Source organism: Cruoricaptor ignavus (assembly GCF_900141665.1).
Lineage (GTDB): Bacteria > Bacteroidota > Bacteroidia > Flavobacteriales > Weeksellaceae > Cruoricaptor > Cruoricaptor ignavus.
This window is the reverse complement of record NZ_FQYI01000003.1, coordinates 100,001-124,515: the sequence shown is the minus strand read 5'-3', so window position 1 is coordinate 124,515 and position 24,515 is coordinate 100,001. Positions and strand designations below refer to the sequence as shown.

The following is a 24,515-nucleotide window of genomic DNA, read 5'->3' as shown; positions in this document are numbered from 1 at the left end:
AAATTTCACTGTTTATTTTTATTCTGTCCAACCTAAACTCAGTCTCAGCCTTAAACTAAACCTTAATACACTAATGTCCTTGCTCCTTCATAATTCTGTTCAGCCTTTTCAGCATGGATAGGCCTAGAAGTGTGGCGAAAATCAGCAGCGCAAAATTCACCAAAAAGTAATGGCCCTTGTCTTCGTAGCTGTACCAGGTGCTCGCCAAAATCCCGGAAAGCTTGTTGCCCACGGAATTTGCCAGGAAGAAACCGCCCATCATTAAAGCTGTAAGCCTTGGCGGCGAAAGCTTGGAAACGAAGGACAAGCCCATTGGTGAAAGGCAAAGCTCTCCCACTGTGATTACGCCGTACGACGCAATAAGCCACCACGGCGAAACCTTCACAGCGCCGTTGCCTCCAGCCTTTACGGCGAAATACATTACCAAGCAACTCAGTGCAGAAATGAATAATCCGAGTACGATTTTGGACGGCGTCAAAGGCTCCTTTCCGAACCTTCTCAAAAATGCCCAAACGCCTACCAGCACAGGTGTGAGAACGATCACCCAGAAAGGATTTACCGATTGGAAAAGCTCCGTGTTGTAGAGGTAAACCGTTTGCTCCGGATTTTTCGCCAGTTCGGCTTTTTGCTCCGGCGAAGCATTTTGGAAATAAACATCTTTTCCGATAGTTTTCAGCGTTTTACCGTCAGCATCTTTTTTCGCCCGAAATTCATTATCGTAAATTGGGACTTCCTTGTCTGCAAAGGTTTTCTCTTCCACCAGGAAAAGATTGGCGAGCGGTTTTTCCACAGCTTTCGGTACGGAACGCTCGGTGTAGTAATTAGCCCATCGTGTCAAGGCCGTTCCGTTCTGCTTGAATACCGCCCAGAAGAACATCGATACCAAAAATATCGAAAGCAGGGCTCCAAGCGCAGGCTTTTCGACAGGGTTGGATTTGAAGTAAAGCGATACATAAAAGTAGATGACAGGGATGCAGGCAAAGATGAACGCATCCGTATTTTGGCTGCCGATAAGCGGCTGCCCGAGCAATAAACTTGGTAAAAACCAGCCGATAACTCCTGCGATAATTGCCGGCACGAATACCTTTAGCAAAATTTCGGACAGCTTCGTATCGCCTTCCTGCACGGGCTTCATATGAACGGCGTGTTTGTAGTGCGGCCTACCCATCGTGAACACCACCAAGCCCAGCAGCATACCAACACCTGCCGTGATGAACGCAGGCCCCCAGCCATACTTATTGCGCATATAGGCCGCGATAATGTTGCAGATGAACGCACCGATGTTGATGCCCATATAAAAAATATTGTAGCCGGAATCTTTGTTCGCCTTGTAGGGTTCCTCGCTGTAAAGGTTGCCAAGCACCGTGGAAATCGTGGGTTTGAAAAATCCGTTTCCGATAATGATGAACGCCAGCGAAAGGTAGAACAATGGCATTTCTTTGAAAAGCCCCAAACCGATGTAGCCGGCAGCCATTAGAACACCGCCGATGTAAATGGATTTCACATAACCGATGACCTTATCTGCCAAGAAACCTCCGATGAAAGGCGTAAGATAGGTGAGCGCGATGAAGGTGCCGAAGATATCGTCCGCTGCTTTGTCTGGCAGGCCAAGACCACCGTTATATCCCTCAGGTTCAATGAGATACAGCACGAAAATTCCAAGAATCAGGTAATAACCGAAGCGTTCCCACATTTCTGTGAGGAATAAATATGGCAGTCCTTTAGGATGTTTTGGCGAATTTTTCTGCATTTCCTTTGAATAAAAATTTAACACTAAATTAATTTACAATTCACAAAAATGCAAAAAGTTTTTTATGGAAGTTAAACTTATAGCTTCACAATTTCATTTGGATTAAAGATTCTCCACCACAAACTGTGTCATTTTTTCATAAAGCTGGCGCCTTGTGTTGCCGCCATAGATGCCGTGATCTTTGTCTGGATAGGTCATAAATTCAAACTGCTTCTTCTGCTGTATCAGCGCTTCGGAAAATTCCAATGCGTTCTGGAAATGCACATTGTCATCAGCCGTTCCGTGAATCATCAGGAATTTTCCTTTTAGCAAATTCGCAAAATTTGTGGGTGAATTTTCATCATATCCTAATGGATTTTCCTGCGGTGTCAGCAGGAATCTTTCGGTGTAAACGGTGTCATAATAACGCCAGTTTGTAACCGGTGCCACGGCAATTCCCAGCTTGAAAACATCGGCACCTTTCGTAAGTGCAAGGCTCGCCATATAGCCTCCGAAGCTCCAGCCGAAAATTCCGATGCGGTCTTTATCGATGTAAGATTGCTTGCCAAACCATTTCGCTGCCGCAATCTGATCTTCAATTTCATATTTGCCTAAGTTCCTGAAAGTCACTTTTTTATACCTCGAACCTTTGTAGCCTGTACCTCTGCCATCCACACAGGCTACAATGTAGCCCTGCTGCACAAGATGGTTGAACCACAGCGTATTACCCCCATCCCACGAATTGGAAACCTGCTGAGAACCGGGTCCAGAATACTGATACATAAAGAGCGGGTACTTCTTGTTTTTGTCGAAATTTTTCGGCTTCAGAATCCAGGCATTCATTTGGTCGCCAGCATCGTTCGGCATGGTGAAAAACTCCTTTACCACGAAATTATCCTTTTGAAGTTTTCGCAATAATTCGTCATTATTTTGAATTTCTTTTAAAATCTTACCGTCCGAATTTTTCAGGGTAAAAGTATGCGGTTTTGCAGCGGTGGAAGAAGTTTCGATGAAATATTTAAAATTCTTCGAGAACGCCGCGGAATTATTGCCCTCAGCGTTGGAAATCAGCTGAGATTTCCCAGTGAGAATATTGATTTTGGAAACCACTTTATTCGTGCTGCCGTTCTGCGTGGTTTGCACCATAATTTCCTTAGTATCAGGATTATAGCCGTAATAATTCGTAACTTCCCAGTTGCCTTTCGTTACCTGTTTTTTCAAGTTTCCGTCCGCAGAATACCAGTAAAGATGGCGAAAACCATCACGCTCAGAAGCCCAGAGAAACGAGTTGTCTTCCAGGAATTTCATCGTCACATTATCCGTATCAATCCACTTGTCATCGGTTTCCGTGAAAAGTTTTGTCACGCTGCCGTTCCTCGTGTTCACCTTCAGCACATCGCTCGCATTCTGCGTTCTGCCGGAAGTTATCAGCACCATTTCATCGGCTTTCGCAGTTTGGAAAACATTCGGGATGTAGTAGTTTTTGAACTGCGAAAGGTTGATGGGCAGCACTTTTCCGGCATCCAGCCTGTAAAGATGCGCCGAAACCACCGAGTTTTTCTCGCCGGCTTTTGGATATTTGAAACGCATTTCCGATGGATAAAGCTGCTTCTCATAAACCGGAATCAAAACCTCGCGAACTTCCGATTCATCGGACTTCACGAAGACTATGGCATCAGAATTCTTCGTCCATTCGTATTGCTTGGCGTGCCCAAATTCTTCCTCATAAACCCAATCTGCAAGGCCGTTGAGAATTTTATTTTTTTCGCCATCAGTGGTAATCTGCACGATTTTCCCGGAATCCAAATCCTGATAGAAAAGATTGTTCGCCGCGATGAAGGCCACCTTTTTTCCATCCGGCGAAAATGCGGGCTCCTGCACGAAATCCCCATTGTTAATAGCCAGCGTTCTTCCGGTTTTCAAATCGCGCACCTCATATTTTCCCAGGAAAGAATGGCGGTAAATCTGCTGCCTTTGCTTCAGCAAAAGGATTTTAGATTCATCATCGGAAAACTCGTAAGATTGAAAACCGCCTTCCACAATGTTGCCCTCCTTTTGCGAAGTTTTGTAGGAATATTTTGCGATTCCGCCGGCTTCCATTACGGTATAATTTTCGCCGTTTTTCATCGAAGAAATTCCCGCAATGCCCTTCCCACGGTAATATCCCGAGTAAATTTTATCCAGGGTAATTTCCTGGCCAAACACCGAAACCGCCATAAAAACCGCCGCGGAAAAAAAGAATTTCTTCATAAAAAAATTAAGTTTACAAAATCTTCAAAGATAAGATTTTCTCAGCCAGACTAAAAAGCAGGCAGGGAAAGAAAAAAAATTCCGCAACCTACAAATTGCGGAATTTTCAATATCTTTTAGAAATTTTAAAAATTATATAATTTGGTATAATACTCATCTGCCATACGGTCACTGCTGAAGCACTCCTTTACCTCATCCATCGCCGCGAACTGAATTTTCCTCCATTTTGCCGGCTTATCGTAATAGGTCGGCAGTACTTCATTTTCAATTATTTCATAGATTTTTTCAAGATCGTACTGATCCTGTTTTTCTATGGACATATTTTCATAATCTGCCTTTGGCACCACGAAGGCATTCTCTCCGTGGCGGGCAAATTCCGGAATCCAGCCGTCGTCGGTAGAGAGGTTTATGGAGCCATTCATTGCGGCCGTCATCCCCGAAGTACCCGATGCTTCGCGCGGCACCCGCGGGTTGTTCAGCCATACATCGGAGCCTTGTTTCAGCTCGCGGCTCAGTTCCAGCTCGTAGCCGGTAAGCACCGCCATATTTTTGTAATTGTGGCTCTCCCTCACCAGATAATTGAAGGTGTCTATCGCTGCATAGTCCAGCGGATACGGCTTTCCTGCCCAGATGATCTGCACGGGGTGCTCCGGATTGTTCAGTAGTTTTTCGAATCTTTCCCTGTCTCTCAAAAGGAGGTCTGCACGCTTGTATCCTGCAAATCTCCTAGCCCAGACGATGGTGAGAACATCCGGATCGAAAAGCTTTCCGCACTGATCCGCCACTATTTGGAATAATTGTTTTTTTAGCCTTTTTTTTCGGAATTCGAAAAGCGCCCCGTCGCTGTCGTCCTTTGCGTCGTAGAGCTGCTTATCCGCCCAATATTTATAATCCTGAGCGTTGGTGATGGAGGTAATTTCAGATATCCCTTCGTATTTGCCCCACATTTCATTGGAAACAATCCCGTGCAACTGGGATACACCGTTGGAGATGCGCGCCATCTTCAGTGCACAAAGGGAATGGTTAAACTGATCCGGAGCGGGGTAGCCTTCAATTTCTTTCGCCTTTTCGGCGGGAAGCCCGCTGAAGTAGCTCATCTCCTCGCACAGCTGGAGGCTGTGTTTCTCGTTCCCCGCCTCTTCCGGCGTATGCGTGGTGAAGACCAGCTTCTCTTTTACCTTCTCCAGATTCCCCCCAAATTTATCGAGTAAATAAAATGCTGCTGGCAGCGCGTGCGCCTCATTCAGGTGGTATATATCGCGCTCAAAATTCATCTCGTCCAGTAGCTTAGCCCCGCCTTTGCCCAGTAGGATATACTGCGCCACCTTGGTGGCCTGGTTGGCATCGTAAAGGCGATGGGAAATGGTTTTTGACATCTCATCATTTTCCTCCAGGTCGGTGGTGAGGAAGAACATCGGCGCCGTGTTGAAGGTTTCCGGATCGAGGTACATCGCCTTTACCCAAACCGGCGCTCCGTGTATTTCTATCTGGAACTTGATGCCTGTATCCACAAGAAAGGAGTAGAATTTCTCCGTCCATACCGGGACCAGCGTCTGGTCGGCGTTACGCGCCTGGTCGTAGTAGCCGTACTTCCAGAGGATGCCGATGCCCACGAAATCCTGCCGGAGGCTGTACGCACTGCGCATATGGGAGCCTGCGAGGAAGCCCAGCCCCCCGGAGTAGATTTTCAGCGACTGATCTATCGCAAATTCCATTGAAAAATATGCCACCTTTTTCTTATATTTTTCGCTGATGGCGAATGGCATTTCAAAATTTCTAAAATCCATCACAAGAAAAAATTTTGCTAAAGTGCAAAGTTAGGCATTAAAATCTTGCAGCCTAATTCCCTATTTTAAATTTCCTTAACAATGATTTTGATTTTAAAATATTGGCTAACTTTAGCATCGTAATTTTTTCATTATCAAAAAGTTTCTGCAATGAAAACTGCTGCTTTTGATGATAACCTGGTAAAAAATCTCTCCCTGTACTACCACAACCGGCACCTGAAAAAAACCCGGATCCGGAAGTACCACGAGGAAATAGACGGCTCCGCGCTGCACGAGCGGGAGAAGTTTAAAAAGAAATCTGAGATCCTGCTGCTGAATGCCTTCCTGCACCACTTCCCGGATGTGCAGTTTGAGAACCTGACCTGCGAGAGCCCGGATTTTATAGCGAAGGTGAATGATAAAAAGATAGGCATCGAGCTTACTGAAGTTATCAACCACCTGGAAATCAAGAAGAAAGAATCGGTTCTGAATAAAATTTTCCGCAAGGCGGAGCTGGAGCTGGAGAACGAGAATGTCGCGGAATTTCGCGGCATTTATTTTGTGGAACTTGCCGAGCAGAAATCTGCGAGCGTTTATTGCCGCGAGGCGGAGATCATTGCTGATATCACGAAGTCCATCCGGCTGGGCAGGCCCTGCGGCGCGGTGAAAAAACTACGGAAAACGCCGCACCGCCGCAATGTGTTTATCACCTATGAGTATGATTTGAACCTGTTCGACGGGCTTTCTTCGGAGAAAATCATCAGCCTGATTGAGAAGAAAAACAAGAAATATCCCTACTACGACCGCACCGTGGATGAATGCTGGCTGGTGATTGTTTCCGATATGAATTCCCTCGCCTCGCGCTATTCTTTCATTCTTAACAAGGAGAAGCTGAGCAAGGTGCAGAGCCCGTTCCATAAGATTTTTCACCTGGAAAACCTTTGCGGAAACATCACGGCCATTAAGGCTTGAGCCACTCCAGAGAAAATTAGCTTTATTTCACTAATTTTGCACCCTTAAAAATCTTTTCTTTGCCGAAAACCGCCGCATATCATACCCTGGGCTGCAAGCTGAACTTTGCGGAAACCTCCACCATTGCCCGAAACCTCAGCGATGCAGGCTTCCAAAAGGTGAATTTCGATGATGCGGCAGATGTGTATGTCATCAATACCTGCTCCGTCACGGAAAATGCAGACAGCGAATGCAAGCTCGTGGTAAGGCGCGCTATGAAAGCCAATCCCGATGGTTTGGTGGTGGTGGTAGGCTGCTACGCACAGCTGAAGCCCGAAGAAATTTCCGCGATTCCCGGTGTGGATTTGGTTTTGGGAGCCAGGGAAAAATTCAACATCGCCCATTTCATCGATGATTTAAAGAAAGCGGAAAACCTTGGCACCGTGCATTCCTGCGAAATCGAGCAGGCAGATTTCTTCGTGGGTAGCTACTCAATCGGCGACAGGACTCGGGCTTTCCTGAAGGTTCAGGACGGCTGCGATTACAAATGTACCTACTGCACCATTCCTTTGGCGCGCGGAATTTCCCGCTCTGACACCATCGAAAATGTGCTGAAAAACGCCCGAGAAATTTCGGCAAAAGGCATTAAGGAAATTGTCCTTACCGGCGTGAACATCGGCGATTACGGCAAGGGTGAATTTGGCAACAAAAAGCACGAGCACACATTCCTCGACCTGATTTCCGAACTCGATAAAGTGGAAGGCATCGAGCGCATCAGGATTTCATCCATAGAGCCCAACCTGCTGAAAGACGAGTGCATAGAGCTTGTGGCCAGGTCAGAAAGATTCGTGCCGCACTTCCACATCCCGCTACAAAGCGGCAGCGATGAAATCCTGAAGAAGATGAAGCGGCGCTATCTTACGAAACTTTACAGAGACCGCATTGCGAAAATCCGCGAAGTAATGCCCGATGCCTGCATCGGTGTGGATGTCATCACTGGATTTCCCGGCGAAACCGAAGCGCACTTCCTGGAAACCTACCACTTCCTGAGCAGCCTGCCGATTTCCTACCTGCACTGCTTCACTTATTCCGAAAGGCAAAATACAGAAGCCGTGCTGATGGAAGGTGCCGTGCCAATTGCCGAGAGAAAGCGGCGCACCAAAATGCTAAGGATTCTCTCCGAGAAAAAGCGGGCGGAATTTTACCGCACACAAATGGGGAACACGCTGCCTGTGCTTTGGGAGCACGACAACAAACACGGGACGATGTATGGATTCACAGAAAATTATGTAAGGGTAAAAAAACCTTATAATGCGGATTCTGCAAACAATATTGAGCTTGTAAAACTTATTTCCGCTGAGGATGACGGCACAGTTGCCATAGAGCCAGCTTCCTCCGCAGATGCTTTCCGCAGTTTCCTCAGCAGGGTTATTTAACGCGGCTTCGCGACCTGTAGAATTTTTACATTTTATCAAAAACTTTATTACCTTTGAGCAATTTTTTAGCTTGAAATAATGAGAAAGGAATTTCTGATGTATGGCGGCATCATCCTGGCCGTAAGCTGGGCGTTGACGCTGATTTTCAAAGTGCATTATTCGATACCGATTATCCTCACTATCCTGTTTGGGATCGGCATCTACAATATGACGCAGAAACGCCACTCCATTATGCGGAATTTCCCGCTTCTAGGCTATTTCCGCTATTTCTTCGAGAGCATCTCGCCGGAAATTCAGCAGTATTTCATCGAAAGGGAAACCGACGGCAGGCCGTTTCCAAGGCATCAGAGAAGCGCAGTGTACCGCAGGGCAAAAAACCTGCGAGATACCGTACCCTTCGGTACCCAGCTAGACATCAACCACAGGAAATACGAAGGAATAAAGCATTCCATCTATGCAAAAATCCCGAAAGAGGAACTACCCCGCGTAACCGTGGGCAACCACCAGTGCACTCAGCCCTACAGCGCCTCGCTTTTCAATATTTCTGCGATGAGTTTCGGCTCGCTGAGTGACCGCGCACAGATTTCCCTGAACCGCGGCGCGAAGAAAGGGAATTTTTACCACAACACCGGCGAGGGCGGCATCTCCCCTTACCACCTGGAGGGCGGCGATCTCTGCTGGCAAATCGGGACAGGATATTTCGGCTGCCGCGATGAAGAAGGGATGTTCTATCCCGAGCTTTTCCGGGAAAAATCCGCTATCCCGAATGTGAAAATGATTGAGATTAAAGTATCCCAGGGAGCAAAACCGGGGCACGGCGGCGTTTTGCCAGGCGTGAAAAACACTCCGGAAATTGCGAAGATCCGCCATGTGACGCCGGGCGTTACCATCTTATCGCCGCCGGGGCATAGTGCATTTTCAGATGCGGCTGGGCTGCTCAAATTTGTGCAGCAACTGAGAGAACTTTCAAATGGGAAGCCTATCGGCTTTAAGCTTTGCATCGGAGATACGAAGGAATTTGAAGACATTTGTGAGCAGATGAATGTGCTGGGCATTTACCCAGACTTCATCACGGTGGATGGTGCTGAAGGTGGTACCGGTGCTGCTCCGCCGGAATTTTCCGACGGCGTGGGGATGCCGCTGGAACCCGCCCTTATTTTCGTGAACAGAACGCTGATCAATTATGGCGTACGCGATAAAATCAAAGTCATTGCGAGTGGAAAAGTTTTAACGGCGCTGGATATCCTTCGCGCTTTGGCAATGGGTGCCGATCTGTGCAACAATGCGCGCGGCTTTATGTTCGCGGTGGGCTGCATCCAGGCGCTGCGCTGCGATTCCAACGCCTGCCCTACAGGTGTGGCTACGCAGGATAAAAACCTGATTAAAGGCCTGAACATTACCGATAAAGCAGAGCGCGTTTACCACTTTCACAAGAATACGCTACACACCTGCAACGAGCTGCTAGCCGCGGCTGGAAGGGAAACCTACGATCAGGTAGATGCTTCGATGTTTATGCGTGGGGATGAATTTGATCATCTTTCTGATCAGTTCTTCCCGGATATTCTGTCCAATGTGCGGAAGAAACCTGCGCCGAACACCTGATCAGATAATCTACGAGAGGCTTCGGCCTCTTTTTTTAATATTGTGTTGCTGGAACTGGACACCTCCATAGAATTTCTGAAGAACATCGGCCCGGAGCGCGCCAAGCTACTGAACGACGCCTTGGGCATACGGACTGTGGAGGATTTTCTTTTCTATTTCCCGTTTAAATTTACCGATAAAACAAAAATTTATAAAATTTCCGAACTCCAGCCGGAACTCTCCTCGGAGGTACTGCTGAAAGGAAGAATCTCAGCACTGCGCGAGGTGGGCGAAGGCTATAAAAGGAGGCTAACTGCGAGGTTTCAGGACGAGGGCGGATCGCTGGAGCTGGTATGGTTCCGCTACAAAAACTGGTTGATTGCGCAAATCCCGACGGACCGTGAGGTTTTGGTGTACGGGAAACCCAATTTTTTTAATCACTCAATTTCAATAGCGCATCCGGAAATTGAAATTCCAAAAGGAAATTTGGAAGATCACTCGTTAATGCCGGTTTATTCATTGCCAGAAAAACTTAAAAAACGCGGCTTCAACCAGGCATTTTTCCTTAAAACAAACAAATTGATCCTTGCCGAAGCTGAAAGGCTGCTTCCGGAAAACCTGCCAGAAGATATTTTAAACAAATATAAACTGATGCCCCGCAGCCAGGCGTTTGAACAGAGCCATTTCCCAAAAGATCTGGAACATTTTAAGAGGGCTGAGGAACGGCTGAAATTCGAGGAGGCTTTCTACTTCCAGCTGACTTACGCACTGAAAAAACAGCTGAGGAAAAGCACGCCGGCGGGAATCGCAATGCCTGCAGTAGGAGATTATTTTAATGATTTTTATGAAAATCATCTTCCCTTTCAGCTCACCGCTGCACAGAAACGAGTTTTAAAGGAGATACGCGCAGATCTGAAGTCTCCTATCCAGATGAACAGGCTGCTTCAGGGTGATGTAGGCTCCGGAAAAACTATGGTGGCGCTACTATCTATGCTGATTGCGATGGACAACGGATACCAAAGCGTGCTGATGGCACCTACGGAAATTCTTGCGCAACAGCACCACAGCAGCATTTCGGAATTACTGAAAAACACCGGCATCGAAACCGCGCTCCTCACGGGCTCTACGAAAAATTCCGCCCGCCGCGGCATCATTGAGGAATTGAAAAATGGCGCCCTGCCCATCCTCATCGGTACACACGCTGTGCTGGAGGATCCGGTGGAATTTCACAACCTCGGGCTTGCCGTCATCGATGAGCAGCACCGCTTCGGCGTGGCACAGCGCGCAAGGCTATGGGCGAAAAATAGTACGCCTCCGAACATCCTGATCATGAGCGCCACCCCAATTCCCAGGACGCTGGCGATGAGCTTCTATTCCGATCTGGATGTCTCCGTAATTGATGAACTCCCGGCAGGGCGCAAACCTGTACTCACCGTGCACCGCCGAGAGCAGGAACGGCTGTCCGTCTACCGGTTTGCGGCAGACGAGATCCGGAAAGGCCGGCAAGTTTATTTCGTATATCCTTTGATAGAGGAGAGCGAAACGCTTGATTATAAAAATCTTACGGAAGGCTTCGCCCACATCCAAGAATTTTTCAATGAGTACAATGTGGCAATGCTGCACGGGCGTATGCGGCCTGATGAAAAGGAAGAAGCGATGCAGTATTTCGCCTCAGGAAATGCGCAGATCCTGGTAGCTACCACCGTGATAGAGGTTGGGGTAAATGTGCCCAATGCTTCTGTGATGATAATCGAGAGCGCCGAGCGTTTCGGGCTTTCGCAGCTGCACCAGCTTCGGGGCAGAGTGGGACGCGGAGCCGAGCAAAGTTATTGTATACTGATGACTTCCAATAAACTTTCTCAGGACAGCCGCACGAGGATAAAGACAATGTGCGAAACGAACGATGGGTTCAGGATTTCCGAGATGGATATGAGGCTTCGCGGTCCCGGCAACATTCTCGGGACACAGCAAAGCGGGACGCTGGACTTTAAAAAACTAGACCTCGTGGCTGATGCACACATTATGCGCGCGGCAAAGAAATCCGCAGAACGGCTGCTGGAAGAAGACCCACTATTGTTGTTTCCAAAAAATATGTTGGTAAAAAACTTTTATCAAAAAAATCTTCGTCAGAAAAATCGCTGGGGCAGGATTTCATAAAAAAACCCGCAGCAATCTGCAGGTTTTGTCTCAACTTTTGTGTAGGATTATTTTCCAAAAATCTTAGTAGCGTAAGATACTGTGTTCTCGATAAGTTTGCGGTTATCCACGATATAATCCAGAACATCATTTACGAAGTCGGAAATGGTTTCCTTTGCATCCTCTACTTTATCTTCTGCCTCGTCTCTCCAGTCTTCAAATTTATCAGAAGCATTGTGCGCAAATTTGTTTACTTTTTTCTTAGTTTTTTTCAGGGATTTTTTGTCATTTCCCTTAGTCAGATAATAAGCTAGCGCACCTACGCCCACTACTGCTGCTGTTCCTAGAAGGACTTCTTTTTTGTTTGAATCGCTCATAATTATAAGATTTAAAATTTGAATAGTTTACCGCAAATATGCTGCCGAAGACGGTAGAAAATTGTTAAAATTTCCTTAAAAAGAAATCTCTCGCATTTCGTTCCGGATTTTTTCCTGGAGAATATCGGATGCTTTCACCAGCGGCAGGCGCAGATTGTTTTTGATGATGCCTTTTTCTGCCAGCACGGTTTTGATGCCACACGGATTCCCCTCCGCGAAGATAAGCCGCGTAATATCCACAAGCCTGTTGTGAATTTCATAGGCCTCGTCCACCTTCCTGCTGAAAGCAAGCTGTACCATATCTGAAAATTCTTTCGGGTAAGCCTGCGCGATTACCGAAATCACGCCGCTCCCACCCGCTAGCGTGACGGGCAGCGTATACTCATCGTCACCGGAGCAAAGGCTGAAGTGCGCGGGCTTTTTCCTTAAAATATCGAAATACTGGCTGATGTTCGGCGCTGCCTCCTTTATCATAAAAAGATTCGGGAACTCCCCGGCGAGCCGCAGCGTGGTATCAGCGTCTATGTTCTGCCCGGTTCTGCCCGGTACATTGTAGATGATGATTTGTTTGCCCGTTTCCGCGAGGGTTTTGTAATGCTGGTAAAGCCCCTCCTGGTTTGGCTTATTGTAATAGGGAGAGACCGAAAGCACTGCCTCGAATTCCGAAAGATCCGCAGCCTCGATCTGATGTCTTACCTCGGCGGTATTGTTGCCACCGATGCCGAGGACGAGCGGCAGCCTGCCGGAATTCGCCTTAATAATATGGCTGATGACCTGCGACCTCTCCTCCGTGCTCAGCGTGGCTGCCTCTGCGGTGGTACCCATCGCCACGAGGTAGTTTGTGCCGTTTTCTATATTAAATTCTATCAGGCGGGTGAGCGCTTCGAAATCGACTGACAAATCATCCTGAAAAGGCGTCACCAGGGCCACCCCAACACCTCTAAGTTTTTCCATAGCAAATCTTTTATCCAAATTTAAAAAAAATAACCGAGTATGCGCCGGATTTGCAACCGATTTTTAGAGTATATCATTATATTTGCCCGCAAGACTTTCTCTCCGATGAAAAGAAAATTTTTCGCGCTCGCTGCCGCCTCCGTAGCGCTATCCGCCTGCAGGGCTCCGCTGGCAGTAGCGGATGTGCATACTCAGAAAAACATCGCCATCACCGCGGAGCTGGAGGATGAGCCGCGCGTGAGCGCCACGATAGAGCCCTACCGCAACACCATGGAAAAGCAGATGAACGAGCGCATCTCGCATACCGCGATGGACCTTACAAAAACCGGGGACAACAGCAACCTGGGCGCACTGCTGGCAGATTACACGCTGGAAAGCGCCAAACGCTGGGCAAAGCAAAACGGCATCGCGGAGCCCGACGCGGCCATCATCAATATCGGCGGCATCCGCTCCACCATCGGGCGCGGCGAAATACTGCTGCGGCATATTTACGAAGTAATGCCGTTTGAAAACGAACTGGTACTGGTAAAAATAAAGGGTAAGGACATAGGGGAACTCTTCCACTATTATGAAACAACGGAGAAAAACAATCCGGTTTCTCAGCTCTATATTGAAACCGACAGCGGCAGGCTTACTAACTACCTTATCCGGGGGGCAGCGCCGAGCCCGGAGAAGACTTACATAATCGCTACTTCAGACTACCTCGCCCTGGGCGGGGACAATATGGATTTTTTCGGCAAAGGAGAGATGATAAGCACCGGGCTGAAACTGCGGGATGCTTTCGTGGAAATGTTCAGGGAAAACCCAGAAATTACCGCACCGAGCGACATTCGGCTTAATTTTAAAAACAAAAAAACCGGCAGATAATGGACAGAAAACACTTCCTGAAACTAGCGGGCGGCGGCATACTTGCAGCCTCATTCGCGCCCGGCATGCTGTTTGCCGGCGGCAGAAACCTCTCTGCGGAAAAAGCGCAGCACAAGCTCACGATACTCCACACGAACGATCAGCACAGCCGTATAGACCCCTTCGATGCCGGCTACACCCGCAACCCCAACCAGGGCGGCTTCGCCAGGCGCGCCAAATTGATAAACGACATCCGAGGCAAGGAAAGAAATGTGCTGCTGCTGGATTCCGGGGATGTGTTCCAAGGGACGCCTTATTTCAACCTCTTCGGCGGCGAGCTGGAGCTGAAGCTGATGAGCATGATGGGCTACGATGCTACCACTATAGGCAACCACGAGTTTGACAACGGACTGGAGGGCCTGCTAAAGGTAATGCCGAATGCCAATTTCCCCTATATTATTTCAAACTATAATTTTGACAATACTATCCTGAGCGGGAAGACCCTCCCATATAAAGTTTTTGAAAAAGGAGGAATCCGGGTGGGAATTTTTGGGCTCGGTATAAAGCTGGCAGGGCTGGTGGGCAAAAGGCACTACGGGGAGACTCAATACCTAGACCCTGTAGAAATGGCGCAGCATTATTCTGAATTTTTAAAGAAAGAAAAAAAATGCAACCTGGTAATCTGCCTTTCCCACCTTGGGTACAAGTACGGCAATGACCAGATTTCAGACCTTACGCTTGCTCCGCGGACGGAAAACATCGACCTGATTCTCGGCGGGCATACGCATACCTTCCTCCCGGAGCCCCAGCAGGTGATGAACCGAGCCGGCAAACCGGTGCTCATTAACCAGGTTGGCTGGGCAGGGCTGCTCCTCGGCCGGCTGGATTATTATTTCGATAAGGAGAAAAATGTGCAGCGCATCGCGTGGGGCGCACTGCCGGTGGACGGCAGCATAATTGTGTAAGATATGAGGAAAATTATATTTGCCATCTTTTCGGCATTACCTTTTTTGTCTTCTGCTCAGAAGATAAGCGACAGCCGCTGGCAGGATTTGTTTTCTTACAATAATGTCCTCGCCATCCGTAAAGACGGGGAGCGGCTGATAGCTGCCGCGGAGAACGGAATTTTTTATTACCATCCCGTTTCGGGGGAGATCAGCAAACTTTCCAAAGCCAATGGGCTACACGATGTAAAAATTTCCGCCTTTGATTATAATAATGAAACAAAGACGGGACTCATCGGCTACGAAAACGGGCGTCTGGATGTGATCACACCGGAGGGTATTAGCCTTGTAGTAGATGTGCCGCTCTCCGGAGGATATAGGGGCACGAAGCGCATCAACCATATCTCCATCACAGGGAATCAGGCGGCGGTTTCGATAGGCTACGAGAATGGCAAACAATCCAGCCAGTATGCTCTGGCTATATTCGACCTCGAAAAAAAGGAATTCGGGCAGTCGGTGATAATGGGGGAGGCCATAAGAAAAGCTGCAATAAGAGATGAGGAAGTTTTTGTAATTACCGACAGTGCTCTGAAATCGCATTTGCTGAATGTTACTTTTCCTGATCCGAAATCCTGGAACACCATACGCCAACAGCCTTTTGATAACCTGATAAATGCCGGTGGAAAAATATATTACTCGGCTGGGGATGGCTGGCTATATGAACTCGGTGGCGGGGCATTGGCAATAAATGGGGTGATAAAAAACCTCAGCGTTGCAGAGTCTGCACCGGTGGTGACTTTTAAAAATGTCAACAGCTTCGGAATACAGGTTCCCGGAGCTGGAAATGCCCAGAAAATTTATGACGCCGAGATAAACGCCGGTTTTTATTTTGATAACAGGATTTATGCCGCCAGCCTAACGGAAGGAATTATTACAGAAAATAATCTTAATATAAAGCCGGACGGGCCCCACAGCAATATTTCCTATAAGATGAGCATCAGGAACAAGGAGCTATATGTTTCCTCCGGTGGCAGGGATAATTACAATAAGCAGATAGAAGCCAGCAGCCTGGGCTTTTACTATTTCAACGGTAAAAAATGGATTGATCCACAGATTTCCAAATCTCTTGGCTTCACTTTAAATATCTTAGATGTGGAGCCTAATCCGGCAAATCCAAAAGAAGTATTGATTGCAAATTACAACAGTCCCTTCTTTGGTACAGGGCTTCTGCTTTTGGAACGAAATGACGAAACATTCAGTTTAAAAAAGCAACTGATGATAGGATATGGCTCAGCTTATGACAGAGCTGTAGGCTTTGCTTTTGATGAGAATAAAAATATCTTCGCCACGATAGCGCTGATTAACAAGACGGATTATTCCGGCTATATTCATCTCTCGCAGAATTTGAGCATCACCGGGAGCCGATCCGCACAAACTTTTGCCGGGGCTCAGAAACCTATCTATTACAACGGCTTTCTATGGTACACCAACCCTCGGCGAAGCGAAGTAATTGCCATAAACTTAAACGGCACGCCGCAGAACCTGAACGATGATAAAATTTATCATATAAGTAAAACCAACAATCTGCCTGAAAATTCGAACAGAGCCATCGCTCTGGCCTTCGATAATAATGGCGATGCCTGGCTGGGCACGGATGCGGGATTGAGGATCCTCCGCAATGCCAATGATGCCGTGACAAATAACCCGAAAACCGACCCCGTAATCATTAGCCAAAACGGCCTTGGCGAGGAACTCTTCCGAGATTCGGCTATCCTTCAGATCGCGGTGGATTCTGGGAACCGCAAGTGGGTATCCGTAGATGGCGGCGGGGTGTATTATCTCAGCGCTTCCGGGCAGCAGACTATTTATCATTTCACCAAGGAAAATTCGCCGCTGCCGGACAACAGCGTAACGGACATTAAAATAGACTCCTCCGGCAAGGTATATTTCGTGTCACACTCTGGGATAGTAAGTTTTCAGGAGTATACTGCCAATGTCACTGAAAACTTTTCCGATGTCCTCGTTTACCCTAACCCCGTGATTTACACCCAGTACAAGGGCAGCGTACACCTGAAAGGCCTTGCAGAGAAAACAAATATCAGGATTACGGATGCAGCCGGCAACTTGGTGCACCAGGCGGTGGCACGCGGCGGCACCTATGAGTGGGATCTTACCAGCAAGGGCAAAAGAGTGGCGTCCGGAATTTATTTCGTGCTGATGACCAATGCGGACGGCACCGACAAGGCATCGGCAAAAATTGCAGTAGTAAACTGATGCACAGCGATGAAGGCTACCTACTCTCATTTGTAAAAGTGGGAGATTATGATGCCGTAGTGCATATTTTTTCACAAAACTCCGGCTACCAAAGTTTTTTTTCAAAATCTGTTTTTAAATCCAGAAGAGGTAAGAAAGCCCTACTGAAACCCTTGCAGAAAGTAGAATTTTCCTACAGTACGAGGCACTCCAGCTTAGCATATCTTTCAAGATTTGAGGCAAAGGATTCCCGGGAATTCAGCGTAAAAGCTAATCTCATATTGTTTTTCGCCGCCGATTTGCTGAATGATTTGCTGCGGGATGAGCAACGAAACATTGCAGTATACACCGCCGTTGAAGAATTCCTCCGGCAGCTGGAGGGCAGGAATTACAGCGCGCATTATCTATTCATCTTCAAACTGATTGAGATATTTGGCATCCTGCCGCTGTCGGGTAGTGGGGATTTTCTCGATCCCGAAAGAGGGATTTTTTCTGCGGAGCAGAGCAGTACACTTTTCAGCGCAGAGGTTTCTGAAATTTGGAAGCGAGTTTTAGACGCAGGGATTCATTACGCCGAAAAAATTCCTATCCAAAAAAAGGAAGCACTGCTGGAGAGCCTGCTGGTATTTCTAAGCTATCACCAGGGCATCAGAATCCCGAAATCTCTTGAAGTGATAAAGCAAATGACAGAATAAATAAAAAAAACCGACCACTATTGGCCGGATTTTTCAGTTTTTTTATAACTTTATTATCTCTTCAAACCAAGCTTGCTGTGGGAGTAATCTCTTATTTCTTTTACCAAGCCGGCATCTTCTGCAAGCGATTTACCGTAAGATGGGATCATCGCAGAAAGTTTTTCTTTCCAATCGCCTTTCACCTGCTCCGGAAAGCACTTTTCGATGACAGTAAGCATCGCAAAAACCGCGGTAGAGGCGCCTGGGGACGCCCCGAGGAGCGATGCCAGATTGCCGGCTTTGTTCACTACTACCTCCGTTCCAAATTCAAGTTTTCCGCCATCTTTTTCGTCGGCCTTAATGATTTGCACGCGCTGCCCCGCTATCTTTAGCTCCCAGTCAAAATCGCGGGCATCTTTTATGAAATGGCGAAGGTGCGCCATTCTTTGCGATTTGGTCATCGCCACCTGCTCCACAAGATATTTTGAAAGCGGGATGTTGTGAATGCCCGCACCAAGCATCGGCACGAGGTTTTTAAAATTCACGCTGAACGGCAGATCCAGGTAGCTGCCCTGCTTGAGGAATTTTGTGGAAAAGCCGGCAAACGGCCCGAAGAGAAGCGCCTCCCTCCCGTCGATTATTCTTAAATCAAGGTGCGGTACAGACATTGGCGGCGCATCCACCGTTGCCTGGGTATAGACTTTTGCGCGGTGCTGCTTTACCAGATCCTGATTGAACGATACCAGCCACTGCCCGGATACGGGGAACCCACCGTAGCCCTGGGACTCTTTGATTCCCGAAGAATTCAGGAGCGGCAGGGCATACCCGCCCGCGCCGATAAAGAGGAAATCTGCGGAAACACGCTGCTTGTGCTTATTGATCCTGTCTTTGATTGTGATTCTCCACTTACCATTCTGATCCGGGGTAATATCCTTGGCCTCGTGGTAAACAAAGGTTTCTACCTTACCAGTTTGCGAGAGGTACTGCGCCATTTTCCGGGTAAGTTCGCCAAAATTCACATCGGTACCCAGGTGCATCCTTGTGGCCGCGATGGCTTCTGCCTCGCTTCTTCCGCTCATCATCAGCGGCACCCATTCTCTGATTTTTTCAGCCTCGTTACTGAATTCCATTCCTTCGAAAAGCTGAGATTTCTGAAGAGCCTCAAATCTTTTCTTTAAAAAAGCTGAATCTTTCTCACCAAAAACCAAGCTCATATGCGGGCAGGTATTGATGAAATCCGCCGGGTTTTCGATATAGCCCTTGTCCACGAGGTATGCCCAGAACTGCTTGGAAACCTCGAACTGCTCGGCGATTTTCTCAGCCTTTGAGATTGATATACTTCCGTCCTTCGCCTCCGGGGTGTAGTTCAGCTCACAAAAAGCGGAGTGCCCGGTGCCTGCGTTGTTCCAAGCATCGGAGCTTTCTTTGGCAAATTTCCCAAGCCTCTCAAAGATGGCTATGTTCATCTCCGGGTTCAGCTCGTGGAGCATCATCGCAAGGGTTACGCTCATTATTCCTCCGCCGATCATTACGGCGTCGTAGTGCGGTTTTGGAGTTTTATTTTGTGGCATATTTTAATTTTTTATTTTTTTAATTCAGTATTGTGCTTAGCTTCCGGAACTGCTTTTCCGGATTTTTTTCCTCGTAAAGGATTCTGTAGACAGTATCAATGATCGGCGTGTGCAAGCCCTTTGCCCTGGAGGTTTCGTAGATGCTTTTGGCAGCGTAATAGCCTTCCGCAACCATATTCATGCTTTGGATGGCAGATTTTACGGTGTAGCCCTTCCCTATTAAGTTCCCAAGATTTCTGTTTCTGGAAAATAGAGAGTACGCCGTCACGATTAGGTCGCCAAGGTAGGCGCTTTCGTTCACATCTCGGGGCACCTCGTGTATGCCTTCCAGAAAATGTTCCATCTCGCGGATAGCATTGCTTACAAAGACCGCCGTATAGTTGTCCCCATACCCTAGCCCGCTGCTGATGCCTGCCCCCACGGCATAAATATTTTTCAGGATAGCGCTATATTCATTTCCTAAAATATCGGCACTGGGGTGCACCCGGATGAAATCAGAAGTAAATGCCTGCTCCAGCATCCCGCAAACCTCGGTGCACCCAGCCGCTATGGTAAGGTAGGAGAGCCGCTCCATCGCCACTTCCTCCGCGTGGCACGGGCCGGCAAGCACCGCCTGGCGCTCAAAGGGGATGTTGAATTCATCCCTCAGGTAGTGAGCTACCACATCATTTGCCTTCGGAACAATACCCTTTATTGCGGAAACAAAAATCTTGCCTTCGTACGGTACATAGAGTTTTTCTACTGCTTCTGAGAGATAAATGGATGGCGTGGCGAGCACTACCACATCGCACTGCGCCACCAGCTCGTTGATATCAGTGGTAAGCTTCAGGCATTTTAAGTTAAAATTGACCGCTGGAAGATATGTCGGGTTGTGGCCGCGGAGCTCTATGGCGCCCTTTACAAACTCGCTTCGTACACACCAGTGCACGCATTCGCAGTTCTCCAACAACATCTTCACAATAGCCGTGGCAAAACTGCCGCTGCCCACTACGCCTACTGCAGGCAGGGTTCTGGTATTTTTCTCCGATTTCTTCGCTTTTTTTGCAGCCAATTTTACTGAAAAAATAATGAGAGCAAAGATACTAATTCATTAGGGATTAAGTTGTTATTAAGTTTGTATTTTTGCTTTTATTTTCAAATCCCGATGAAGGACATATTTAAAAAAGTGGCAAAAAGCCCGCTGTCGGTAGTGATTCTTTTAGCAATTATCATAGCACAGGCGTTGTGGATCTTAAAACTCAAAACAGAAGATAAGGCAGGCGGCAAGCTGTACGAAGTAAATCTGATGCCCATAAAGAACGAGCGGGACAGCGTAGATTTTCTGCAGATGCGCAGCGATCTGGCGGATGTAGATCAATATCTCCGGAGTCTTAACAATCTTTTTGCAGCAAAGAAAATCCCGAATGAAAAACTACAGAAACTCTCCACGGACAGCCTCGCCAGCGCAGTATACCTCGCCAGGAGCAGCCAGCGCTACAGCCGCTACCTTGCCGAGCTTCAGGAAAAACTGCTGCAAACCCCGCTGGGTATGCCCGCCGATGGGTATGTGTCATCAAATTTCGGGTTGAGAAAAAATCCAATTCCGCCAAAAGATAAAGATATAAAACCAGCTCCTGAGCCTGCCAAACCTACAGAGATATACCCTGAAGAAAGGGATAGCCTGGGGAACATAATACCGGGCAAAATAGCAGCGCAAAAGCCCACAGGAAAAAGTAAGGCGGAAGGAAAAAGCGACGAATCCGAACCGGAGCAAATGCAGTTTCACAAAGGTATGGACATCGCGGTACCCTATGGCAGCGATGTGAGGTGCACCGCGGAGGGAACGGTAATTTTCGCCGGAGTAAAAGGAGGCTACGGGAATTGCGTAATCGTGTCCCACAAAAACGGGCTCGCTACGCTATACGGGCATCTTTCGCAAATCCTTACCAAGGTAAACGATGAGGTAAAGGTAGGCGAAGTGATCGCAAAAACGGGCAACAATGGGCGATCCACAGGGCCGCACCTGCACTACGAGGTGCACCGCAACGGCACGCCCGTAAACCCGAAACTATTTTTGAATTAAATCTTCGTTTTTTGGCTCTCGGCACTTGCCGCTAAATCATCTGCCACGGATAGGCGCCATATCCAGTTTCAGTGAGAAGAAATTAGAGTAATAATTAGACCCGCCCACCCCGGAGTTGGAAATGGCATAATCCACGGTGACGCCGCGGTAGCGCACGCCGATGCCCGCGCTGGGCTGAAAGGAAACTTTCCTTTTTTCGTTTTCGATATCGGTGATGGTCTGAAAACGGTTCACCCCCGCGCGTAGGAAAATTAAATTATCGTACACCAGCTCGGCACCGAAGTACGGCGTGATGCTGGCAAAGTCGGTGGAAATTACCGCCGCGGTTTTAGCAAAGTCCACATTGATGCCCACTTCAGGTAGCAGCGATAGATCTCTGGACAGCGTAAAATTCCTACTCGCGCCGAGATTTAGCTTGGGCATTGTGAGTTCCAGCCTATCTTCTGGTGCGGGGTTAAATTCTTCGCCTTCTACAGTTGCGGAGAGCTTTTCCTCATTGATCTTCCAAAAATTTACCGTAGTAGTGGCGTCGCGCAGCATCCCGCCAAAATTCCAGCCTGAATCTGCGTGATACAGGGCACCGACATCAAAGCCAAACCCAAAACCATTGGCAAATTTCCCAACATTCCGGTAAACGATTTTGGCGGTGGCTCCCACATCCACCCTCTGGTTCAGCCTGAAGGCATACGAAATGAGCCCCGCATAATCTGCCTGCGAGAACTTTGAAATCTTGTCATAATCGATATTCCCCTCCGGATCTATCATTTGTGTAGTATCGAGGAGGTCATCTATCCCAAGCCGCACCAAGGAAAGCGCCAGCGCACCGCCGTTGTTGTCCAGCGCTTTGGCATAGGAGATATAGTCGTACTTCGCGATGGATTCAAAATATTCCGCGTGCATCGCAGCGCCCTGCCAGTCGCTCTCCACGCCGGTAAGCCCCGCAGGGTTCCACATCGGGGCATAGGCATCATTCTGATTGGAAATCACCGCTCCGCCCATGGCGAGGCCGCGTGCTCCCGCGCCGATGTTCAGGAATTCATTGGAATATTTCCGGACAATCTGCGAGTGTGCAAAGCCTGAACTGAAGGCAAATATTACGGGAAGAATTCTCTTAATCATACTGAGAAACAGATTTTTGCTTTGCTTTTATGATTCCGTTAACTACTATCGCCAGAATCATCCCGAGGGATGCCAGATAGAACACGGGACTCATGTGCTCCGGTTCTCCAAAGATAAGGTAAGCGAGGATAATTCCGTACACGGGCTCCAAATTTACAGTTAAAATTAAGGTAAATGGAGAAATGTACTGCATTAGCCTCACAGATTCAAACATCGGATATGCGGTAAAAACACTGGCAAGCAAAAGTATTAACGCTAAATCCCGACTGGATATTTCAGTAAAACTAAAAATATCGCCAGAAATCGTGAAATAAATCGCCATCAGAAGCCATCCGCCAAATATTTCGTAAAAAATAATATTTCCCGCCGAAGTTTTTCCAAAAATTTTCCCGTTCAGTACTGAGAATATGGTTCCCAGAAGCGCACATACAATGCCGACAACGATGCCCTCCTTGTAGTGAAACTCCGTCCTGAAAATCAAGCCGATGCAAAAAACGATCACGATGCCTAAAAGCAACTCGGTAAGGTCTATCCGCCTGCGGTATACCATAGGTTCAATAAACGCCGCAAATAGCGTGGAGAGAGACATGCACGACAGCGCGATGGAGACATTGGAGACCTTGATAGAATAAAAAAAGCACAGCCAGTGCGCAGCCATCAGCCCACCGATCCCAACGAGCTGCAGCAGCAGCCTCCTAGGTACCGCGATGGATTCTTTGCGAATCATTCTTAAATAAATAAAAAGAAAAAATGCTGCGAATAGCATCCTGTAGAATGTAAGCGGGTATGCCCCTGCTTGGATAAGCTTGCCCAGCACAGCAGTAAAGCCCCAGATAAAAACAATTAGATGCAGCCGAAATACAGCAGAATTTTTCATCAGGATGCAAATTTATTCATAATTTTCGCAATTTTGCGTTTCCTGTTTAGTGCGAATTATAATAGGTCGCAATAAAATTTATCTTAAAAATTTAAATCGTGGATTTGGAATTCAACAAGAGAGAAGATCACAATAAGTTGAAATTGGCGGAAATCAACCGGCTTCTAGAAGAAATAAAAATGGGCGGCGGCAAAAAACGGCTGCAGAAAATACGGGAAGAGGGTAAAATGACCGCCAGGGAACGCATAAATTTCCTCCTCGATGCAGGCACAGATTTTCTGGAAATCGGGGCATTTGCTGGACACGGGATGTACGAGGAGCATGGCGGCTGCCCTGCCGGCGGCACGGTTGCTGGATTGGGCTACATCTCGGGGAAGCTTTGCGTGGTGGTAGCCAATGATGCCTCAGTAAAAGCCGGTGCCTACTTCCCCATCACCGCAAAGAAGAACCTCCGGGCACAGGAAATTGCAATGGAAAACCGTATTCCGATAATTTATCTTGTGGATTCTGCCGGTGCCTTCCTACCAATGCAAGACGAAGTTTTCCCGGATAAGGAACATTTCGGGAGAATCTTTCGGAACAACGCAAAAATGAGTGCGATGGGCATCGTGCAGATCTCAGCAATCATGGGGAGCTGCGTGGCGGGGGGCGCTTATCTGCCGGCTATGAGCGATGAAGCAATCATTGTGGAAAACACCGGGACTATCTTCCTTGCAGGCAGCTATCTAGTGAGAGCGGCAATAGGGGAAGTCATTGATAATGAAACACTTGGCGGAGCCAAAACGCACTCCGAAATATCCGGGGTTACTGATTACAGAGCTAAGGATGATGCGGATGCGCTTAATCATATTAAAAAAATAGTAGCCTCCCTCGGGGACAATAAAAAAGCAGGATTCAACAGAACACAACCAGAAAAACCGAAACGAAACCCTGCAGACATTTTTGGTTTAATGCCCATCTCCCGTGCCGAGCAGTACGATATGCACGAA

At 47.7% G+C, this 24,515-nt stretch carries 19 protein-coding genes (1 of these 19 cut by a window edge); 10 read left to right on the top strand and 9 right to left on the bottom strand.

Annotation, left to right across the window (positions count from 1 at the left end):
* Positions 1-70 precede the first annotated feature (70 nt).
* From BUB43_RS04705 to glgP, 3 genes are all read right to left on the bottom strand, one after another.
* The gene (locus BUB43_RS04705) at positions 71-1,750 is read right to left on the bottom strand and encodes a peptide MFS transporter (RefSeq protein ID WP_073178967.1); all 1,680 of its coding nucleotides are present in this window, start codon (positions 1,748-1,750) and stop codon (positions 71-73) included.
* Between the two features lie 102 nt (positions 1,751-1,852).
* Positions 1,853-3,979, bottom strand: a complete 2,127-nt coding sequence (locus tag BUB43_RS04700) for a S9 family peptidase (RefSeq protein WP_073178813.1) — start codon at positions 3,977-3,979, stop codon at positions 1,853-1,855.
* Positions 3,980-4,104: 125 nt separating this feature from the next.
* Positions 4,105-5,766, bottom strand: coding sequence for an alpha-glucan family phosphorylase (gene glgP / locus BUB43_RS04695; protein ID WP_073178811.1), 1,662 nt, complete (start codon positions 5,764-5,766; stop codon positions 4,105-4,107).
* 150 nt (positions 5,767-5,916) lie between these two features.
* On the opposite strand from glgP, the gene BUB43_RS04690 reads away from it, so the two are divergent.
* The 4 genes from BUB43_RS04690 to recG all read left to right on the top strand — a co-directional run bounded on the left by BUB43_RS04690 (position 5,917) and on the right by recG (position 11,870).
* Positions 5,917-6,717: a hypothetical protein gene (locus tag BUB43_RS04690; RefSeq protein ID WP_073178809.1), complete on the top strand. Its 801-nt coding sequence runs from the start codon at positions 5,917-5,919 to the stop codon at positions 6,715-6,717.
* A 59-nt stretch (positions 6,718-6,776) separates the two neighbouring features.
* On the top strand, positions 6,777-8,132 hold the full coding sequence (gene mtaB / locus BUB43_RS04685; RefSeq protein ID WP_395858364.1) for a tRNA (N(6)-L-threonylcarbamoyladenosine(37)-C(2))-methylthiotransferase MtaB: 1,356 nt from the start codon (positions 6,777-6,779) through the stop codon (positions 8,130-8,132).
* 78 nt (positions 8,133-8,210) lie between these two features.
* A complete protein-coding gene (locus tag BUB43_RS04680; RefSeq protein WP_073178806.1) occupies positions 8,211-9,734 on the top strand; it encodes an FMN-binding glutamate synthase family protein in 1,524 nt (507 codons plus the stop codon).
* Positions 9,735-9,782: 48 nt separating this feature from the next.
* A complete protein-coding gene (gene recG / locus BUB43_RS04675; RefSeq protein ID WP_073178965.1) occupies positions 9,783-11,870 on the top strand; it encodes an ATP-dependent DNA helicase RecG in 2,088 nt (695 codons plus the stop codon).
* A gap of 47 nt (positions 11,871-11,917) precedes the next feature.
* Here the strand turns inward: recG and BUB43_RS04670 are convergent, their stop codons facing one another.
* Both BUB43_RS04670 and dapA read right to left on the bottom strand, forming a co-directional pair.
* On the bottom strand, positions 11,918-12,226 hold the full coding sequence (locus BUB43_RS04670; protein WP_073178804.1) for a hypothetical protein: 309 nt from the start codon (positions 12,224-12,226) through the stop codon (positions 11,918-11,920).
* Positions 12,227-12,301: 75 nt separating this feature from the next.
* Positions 12,302-13,180: a 4-hydroxy-tetrahydrodipicolinate synthase gene (gene dapA / locus BUB43_RS04665; RefSeq protein WP_073178802.1), complete on the bottom strand. Its 879-nt coding sequence runs from the start codon at positions 13,178-13,180 to the stop codon at positions 12,302-12,304.
* Between the two features lie 105 nt (positions 13,181-13,285).
* Here dapA and BUB43_RS04660 point away from each other — a divergent pair, with 105 nt between their 5' ends.
* The 4 genes from BUB43_RS04660 to recO are packed head-to-tail and all read left to right on the top strand — an operon-like array spanning position 13,286 to position 17,918.
* The gene (locus BUB43_RS04660; RefSeq protein ID WP_073178800.1) at positions 13,286-14,047 is read left to right on the top strand and encodes a 5'-nucleotidase C-terminal domain-containing protein; all 762 of its coding nucleotides are present in this window, start codon (positions 13,286-13,288) and stop codon (positions 14,045-14,047) included.
* Positions 14,047-14,991, top strand: coding sequence for a bifunctional metallophosphatase/5'-nucleotidase (locus BUB43_RS04655; protein ID WP_073178798.1), 945 nt, complete (start codon positions 14,047-14,049; stop codon positions 14,989-14,991). The genes BUB43_RS04660 and BUB43_RS04655 overlap by 1 nt, the downstream gene beginning before the upstream one ends.
* A 3-nt stretch (positions 14,992-14,994) precedes the next feature.
* Positions 14,995-17,244 (top strand): type IX secretion system anionic LPS delivery protein PorZ, encoded by a 2,250-nt coding sequence (porZ, locus tag BUB43_RS04650; RefSeq protein WP_073178796.1) that lies wholly within the window; start codon positions 14,995-14,997, stop codon positions 17,242-17,244.
* Positions 17,244-17,918 (top strand): DNA repair protein RecO, encoded by a 675-nt coding sequence (gene recO, locus BUB43_RS04645; RefSeq protein WP_073178795.1) that lies wholly within the window; start codon positions 17,244-17,246, stop codon positions 17,916-17,918. Before porZ ends, recO begins: the two co-directional genes overlap by 1 nt.
* 53 nt (positions 17,919-17,971) lie before the next feature.
* Here recO and mqo read toward each other — a convergent pair whose 3' ends face one another.
* Positions 17,972-19,468 (bottom strand): malate dehydrogenase (quinone), encoded by a 1,497-nt coding sequence (mqo, locus tag BUB43_RS04640; RefSeq protein ID WP_073178793.1) that lies wholly within the window; start codon positions 19,466-19,468, stop codon positions 17,972-17,974.
* Positions 19,469-19,487: 19 nt separating this feature from the next.
* Entirely contained in the window at positions 19,488-20,519 is a 1,032-nt protein-coding gene (locus BUB43_RS04635) for an NAD(P)H-dependent glycerol-3-phosphate dehydrogenase (RefSeq protein ID WP_073178790.1), read from the bottom strand.
* 93 nt (positions 20,520-20,612) lie between these two features.
* On the opposite strand from BUB43_RS04635, the gene BUB43_RS04630 reads away from it, so the two are divergent.
* Positions 20,613-21,530, top strand: a complete 918-nt coding sequence (locus BUB43_RS04630) for a M23 family metallopeptidase (protein ID WP_083541144.1) — start codon at positions 20,613-20,615, stop codon at positions 21,528-21,530.
* A gap of 36 nt (positions 21,531-21,566) precedes the next feature.
* Here BUB43_RS04630 and BUB43_RS04625 read toward each other — a convergent pair whose 3' ends face one another.
* Complete coding sequence (locus tag BUB43_RS04625; RefSeq protein WP_073178788.1) at positions 21,567-22,649, bottom strand: putative type IX sorting system protein PorV2; 1,083 nt, start codon at positions 22,647-22,649, stop codon at positions 21,567-21,569.
* Positions 22,642-23,526, bottom strand: coding sequence for a DMT family transporter (locus BUB43_RS04620; RefSeq protein ID WP_073178787.1), 885 nt, complete (start codon positions 23,524-23,526; stop codon positions 22,642-22,644). The genes BUB43_RS04625 and BUB43_RS04620 overlap by 8 nt, the downstream gene beginning before the upstream one ends.
* A 98-nt stretch (positions 23,527-23,624) precedes the next feature.
* Here BUB43_RS04620 and BUB43_RS04615 point away from each other — a divergent pair, with 98 nt between their 5' ends.
* Positions 23,625-24,515, top strand: partial view of an acyl-CoA carboxylase subunit beta gene (locus tag BUB43_RS04615; RefSeq protein WP_073178785.1) — the 5' portion only. 738 nt of this gene lie beyond the right edge of the window; only the first 891 of its 1,629 coding nucleotides appear in the window; its start codon is at positions 23,625-23,627; its stop codon lies beyond the right edge, outside the window.

Excerpts from the sequence above, each read along its gene's own strand:
- BUB43_RS04705 (WP_073178967.1), bottom strand. The coding sequence starts at position 1,750 with ATGCAGAAAAATTCGCCAAAACATCCTAAAGGACTGCCATATTTATTC.
- BUB43_RS04700 (WP_073178813.1), bottom strand. The coding sequence starts at position 3,979 with ATGAAGAAATTCTTTTTTTCCGCGGCGGTTTTTATGGCGGTTTCGGTG.
- glgP (WP_073178811.1), bottom strand. The coding sequence starts at position 5,766 with ATGGATTTTAGAAATTTTGAAATGCCATTCGCCATCAGCGAAAAATAT.
- BUB43_RS04690 (WP_073178809.1), top strand. The coding sequence starts at position 5,917 with ATGAAAACTGCTGCTTTTGATGATAACCTGGTAAAAAATCTCTCCCTG.
- BUB43_RS04680 (WP_073178806.1), top strand. The coding sequence starts at position 8,211 with ATGAGAAAGGAATTTCTGATGTATGGCGGCATCATCCTGGCCGTAAGC.
- BUB43_RS04670 (WP_073178804.1), bottom strand. The coding sequence starts at position 12,226 with ATGAGCGATTCAAACAAAAAAGAAGTCCTTCTAGGAACAGCAGCAGTA.
- dapA (WP_073178802.1), bottom strand. The coding sequence starts at position 13,180 with ATGGAAAAACTTAGAGGTGTTGGGGTGGCCCTGGTGACGCCTTTTCAG.
- BUB43_RS04660 (WP_073178800.1), top strand. The coding sequence starts at position 13,286 with ATGAAAAGAAAATTTTTCGCGCTCGCTGCCGCCTCCGTAGCGCTATCC.
- BUB43_RS04655 (WP_073178798.1), top strand. The coding sequence starts at position 14,047 with ATGGACAGAAAACACTTCCTGAAACTAGCGGGCGGCGGCATACTTGCA.
- porZ (WP_073178796.1), top strand. The coding sequence starts at position 14,995 with ATGAGGAAAATTATATTTGCCATCTTTTCGGCATTACCTTTTTTGTCT.
- recO (WP_073178795.1), top strand. The coding sequence starts at position 17,244 with ATGCACAGCGATGAAGGCTACCTACTCTCATTTGTAAAAGTGGGAGAT.
- mqo (WP_073178793.1), bottom strand. The coding sequence starts at position 19,468 with ATGCCACAAAATAAAACTCCAAAACCGCACTACGACGCCGTAATGATC.
- BUB43_RS04630 (WP_083541144.1), top strand. The coding sequence starts at position 20,613 with ATGAAGGACATATTTAAAAAAGTGGCAAAAAGCCCGCTGTCGGTAGTG.
- BUB43_RS04625 (WP_073178788.1), bottom strand. The coding sequence starts at position 22,649 with ATGATTAAGAGAATTCTTCCCGTAATATTTGCCTTCAGTTCAGGCTTT.
- BUB43_RS04620 (WP_073178787.1), bottom strand. The coding sequence starts at position 23,526 with ATGAAAAATTCTGCTGTATTTCGGCTGCATCTAATTGTTTTTATCTGG.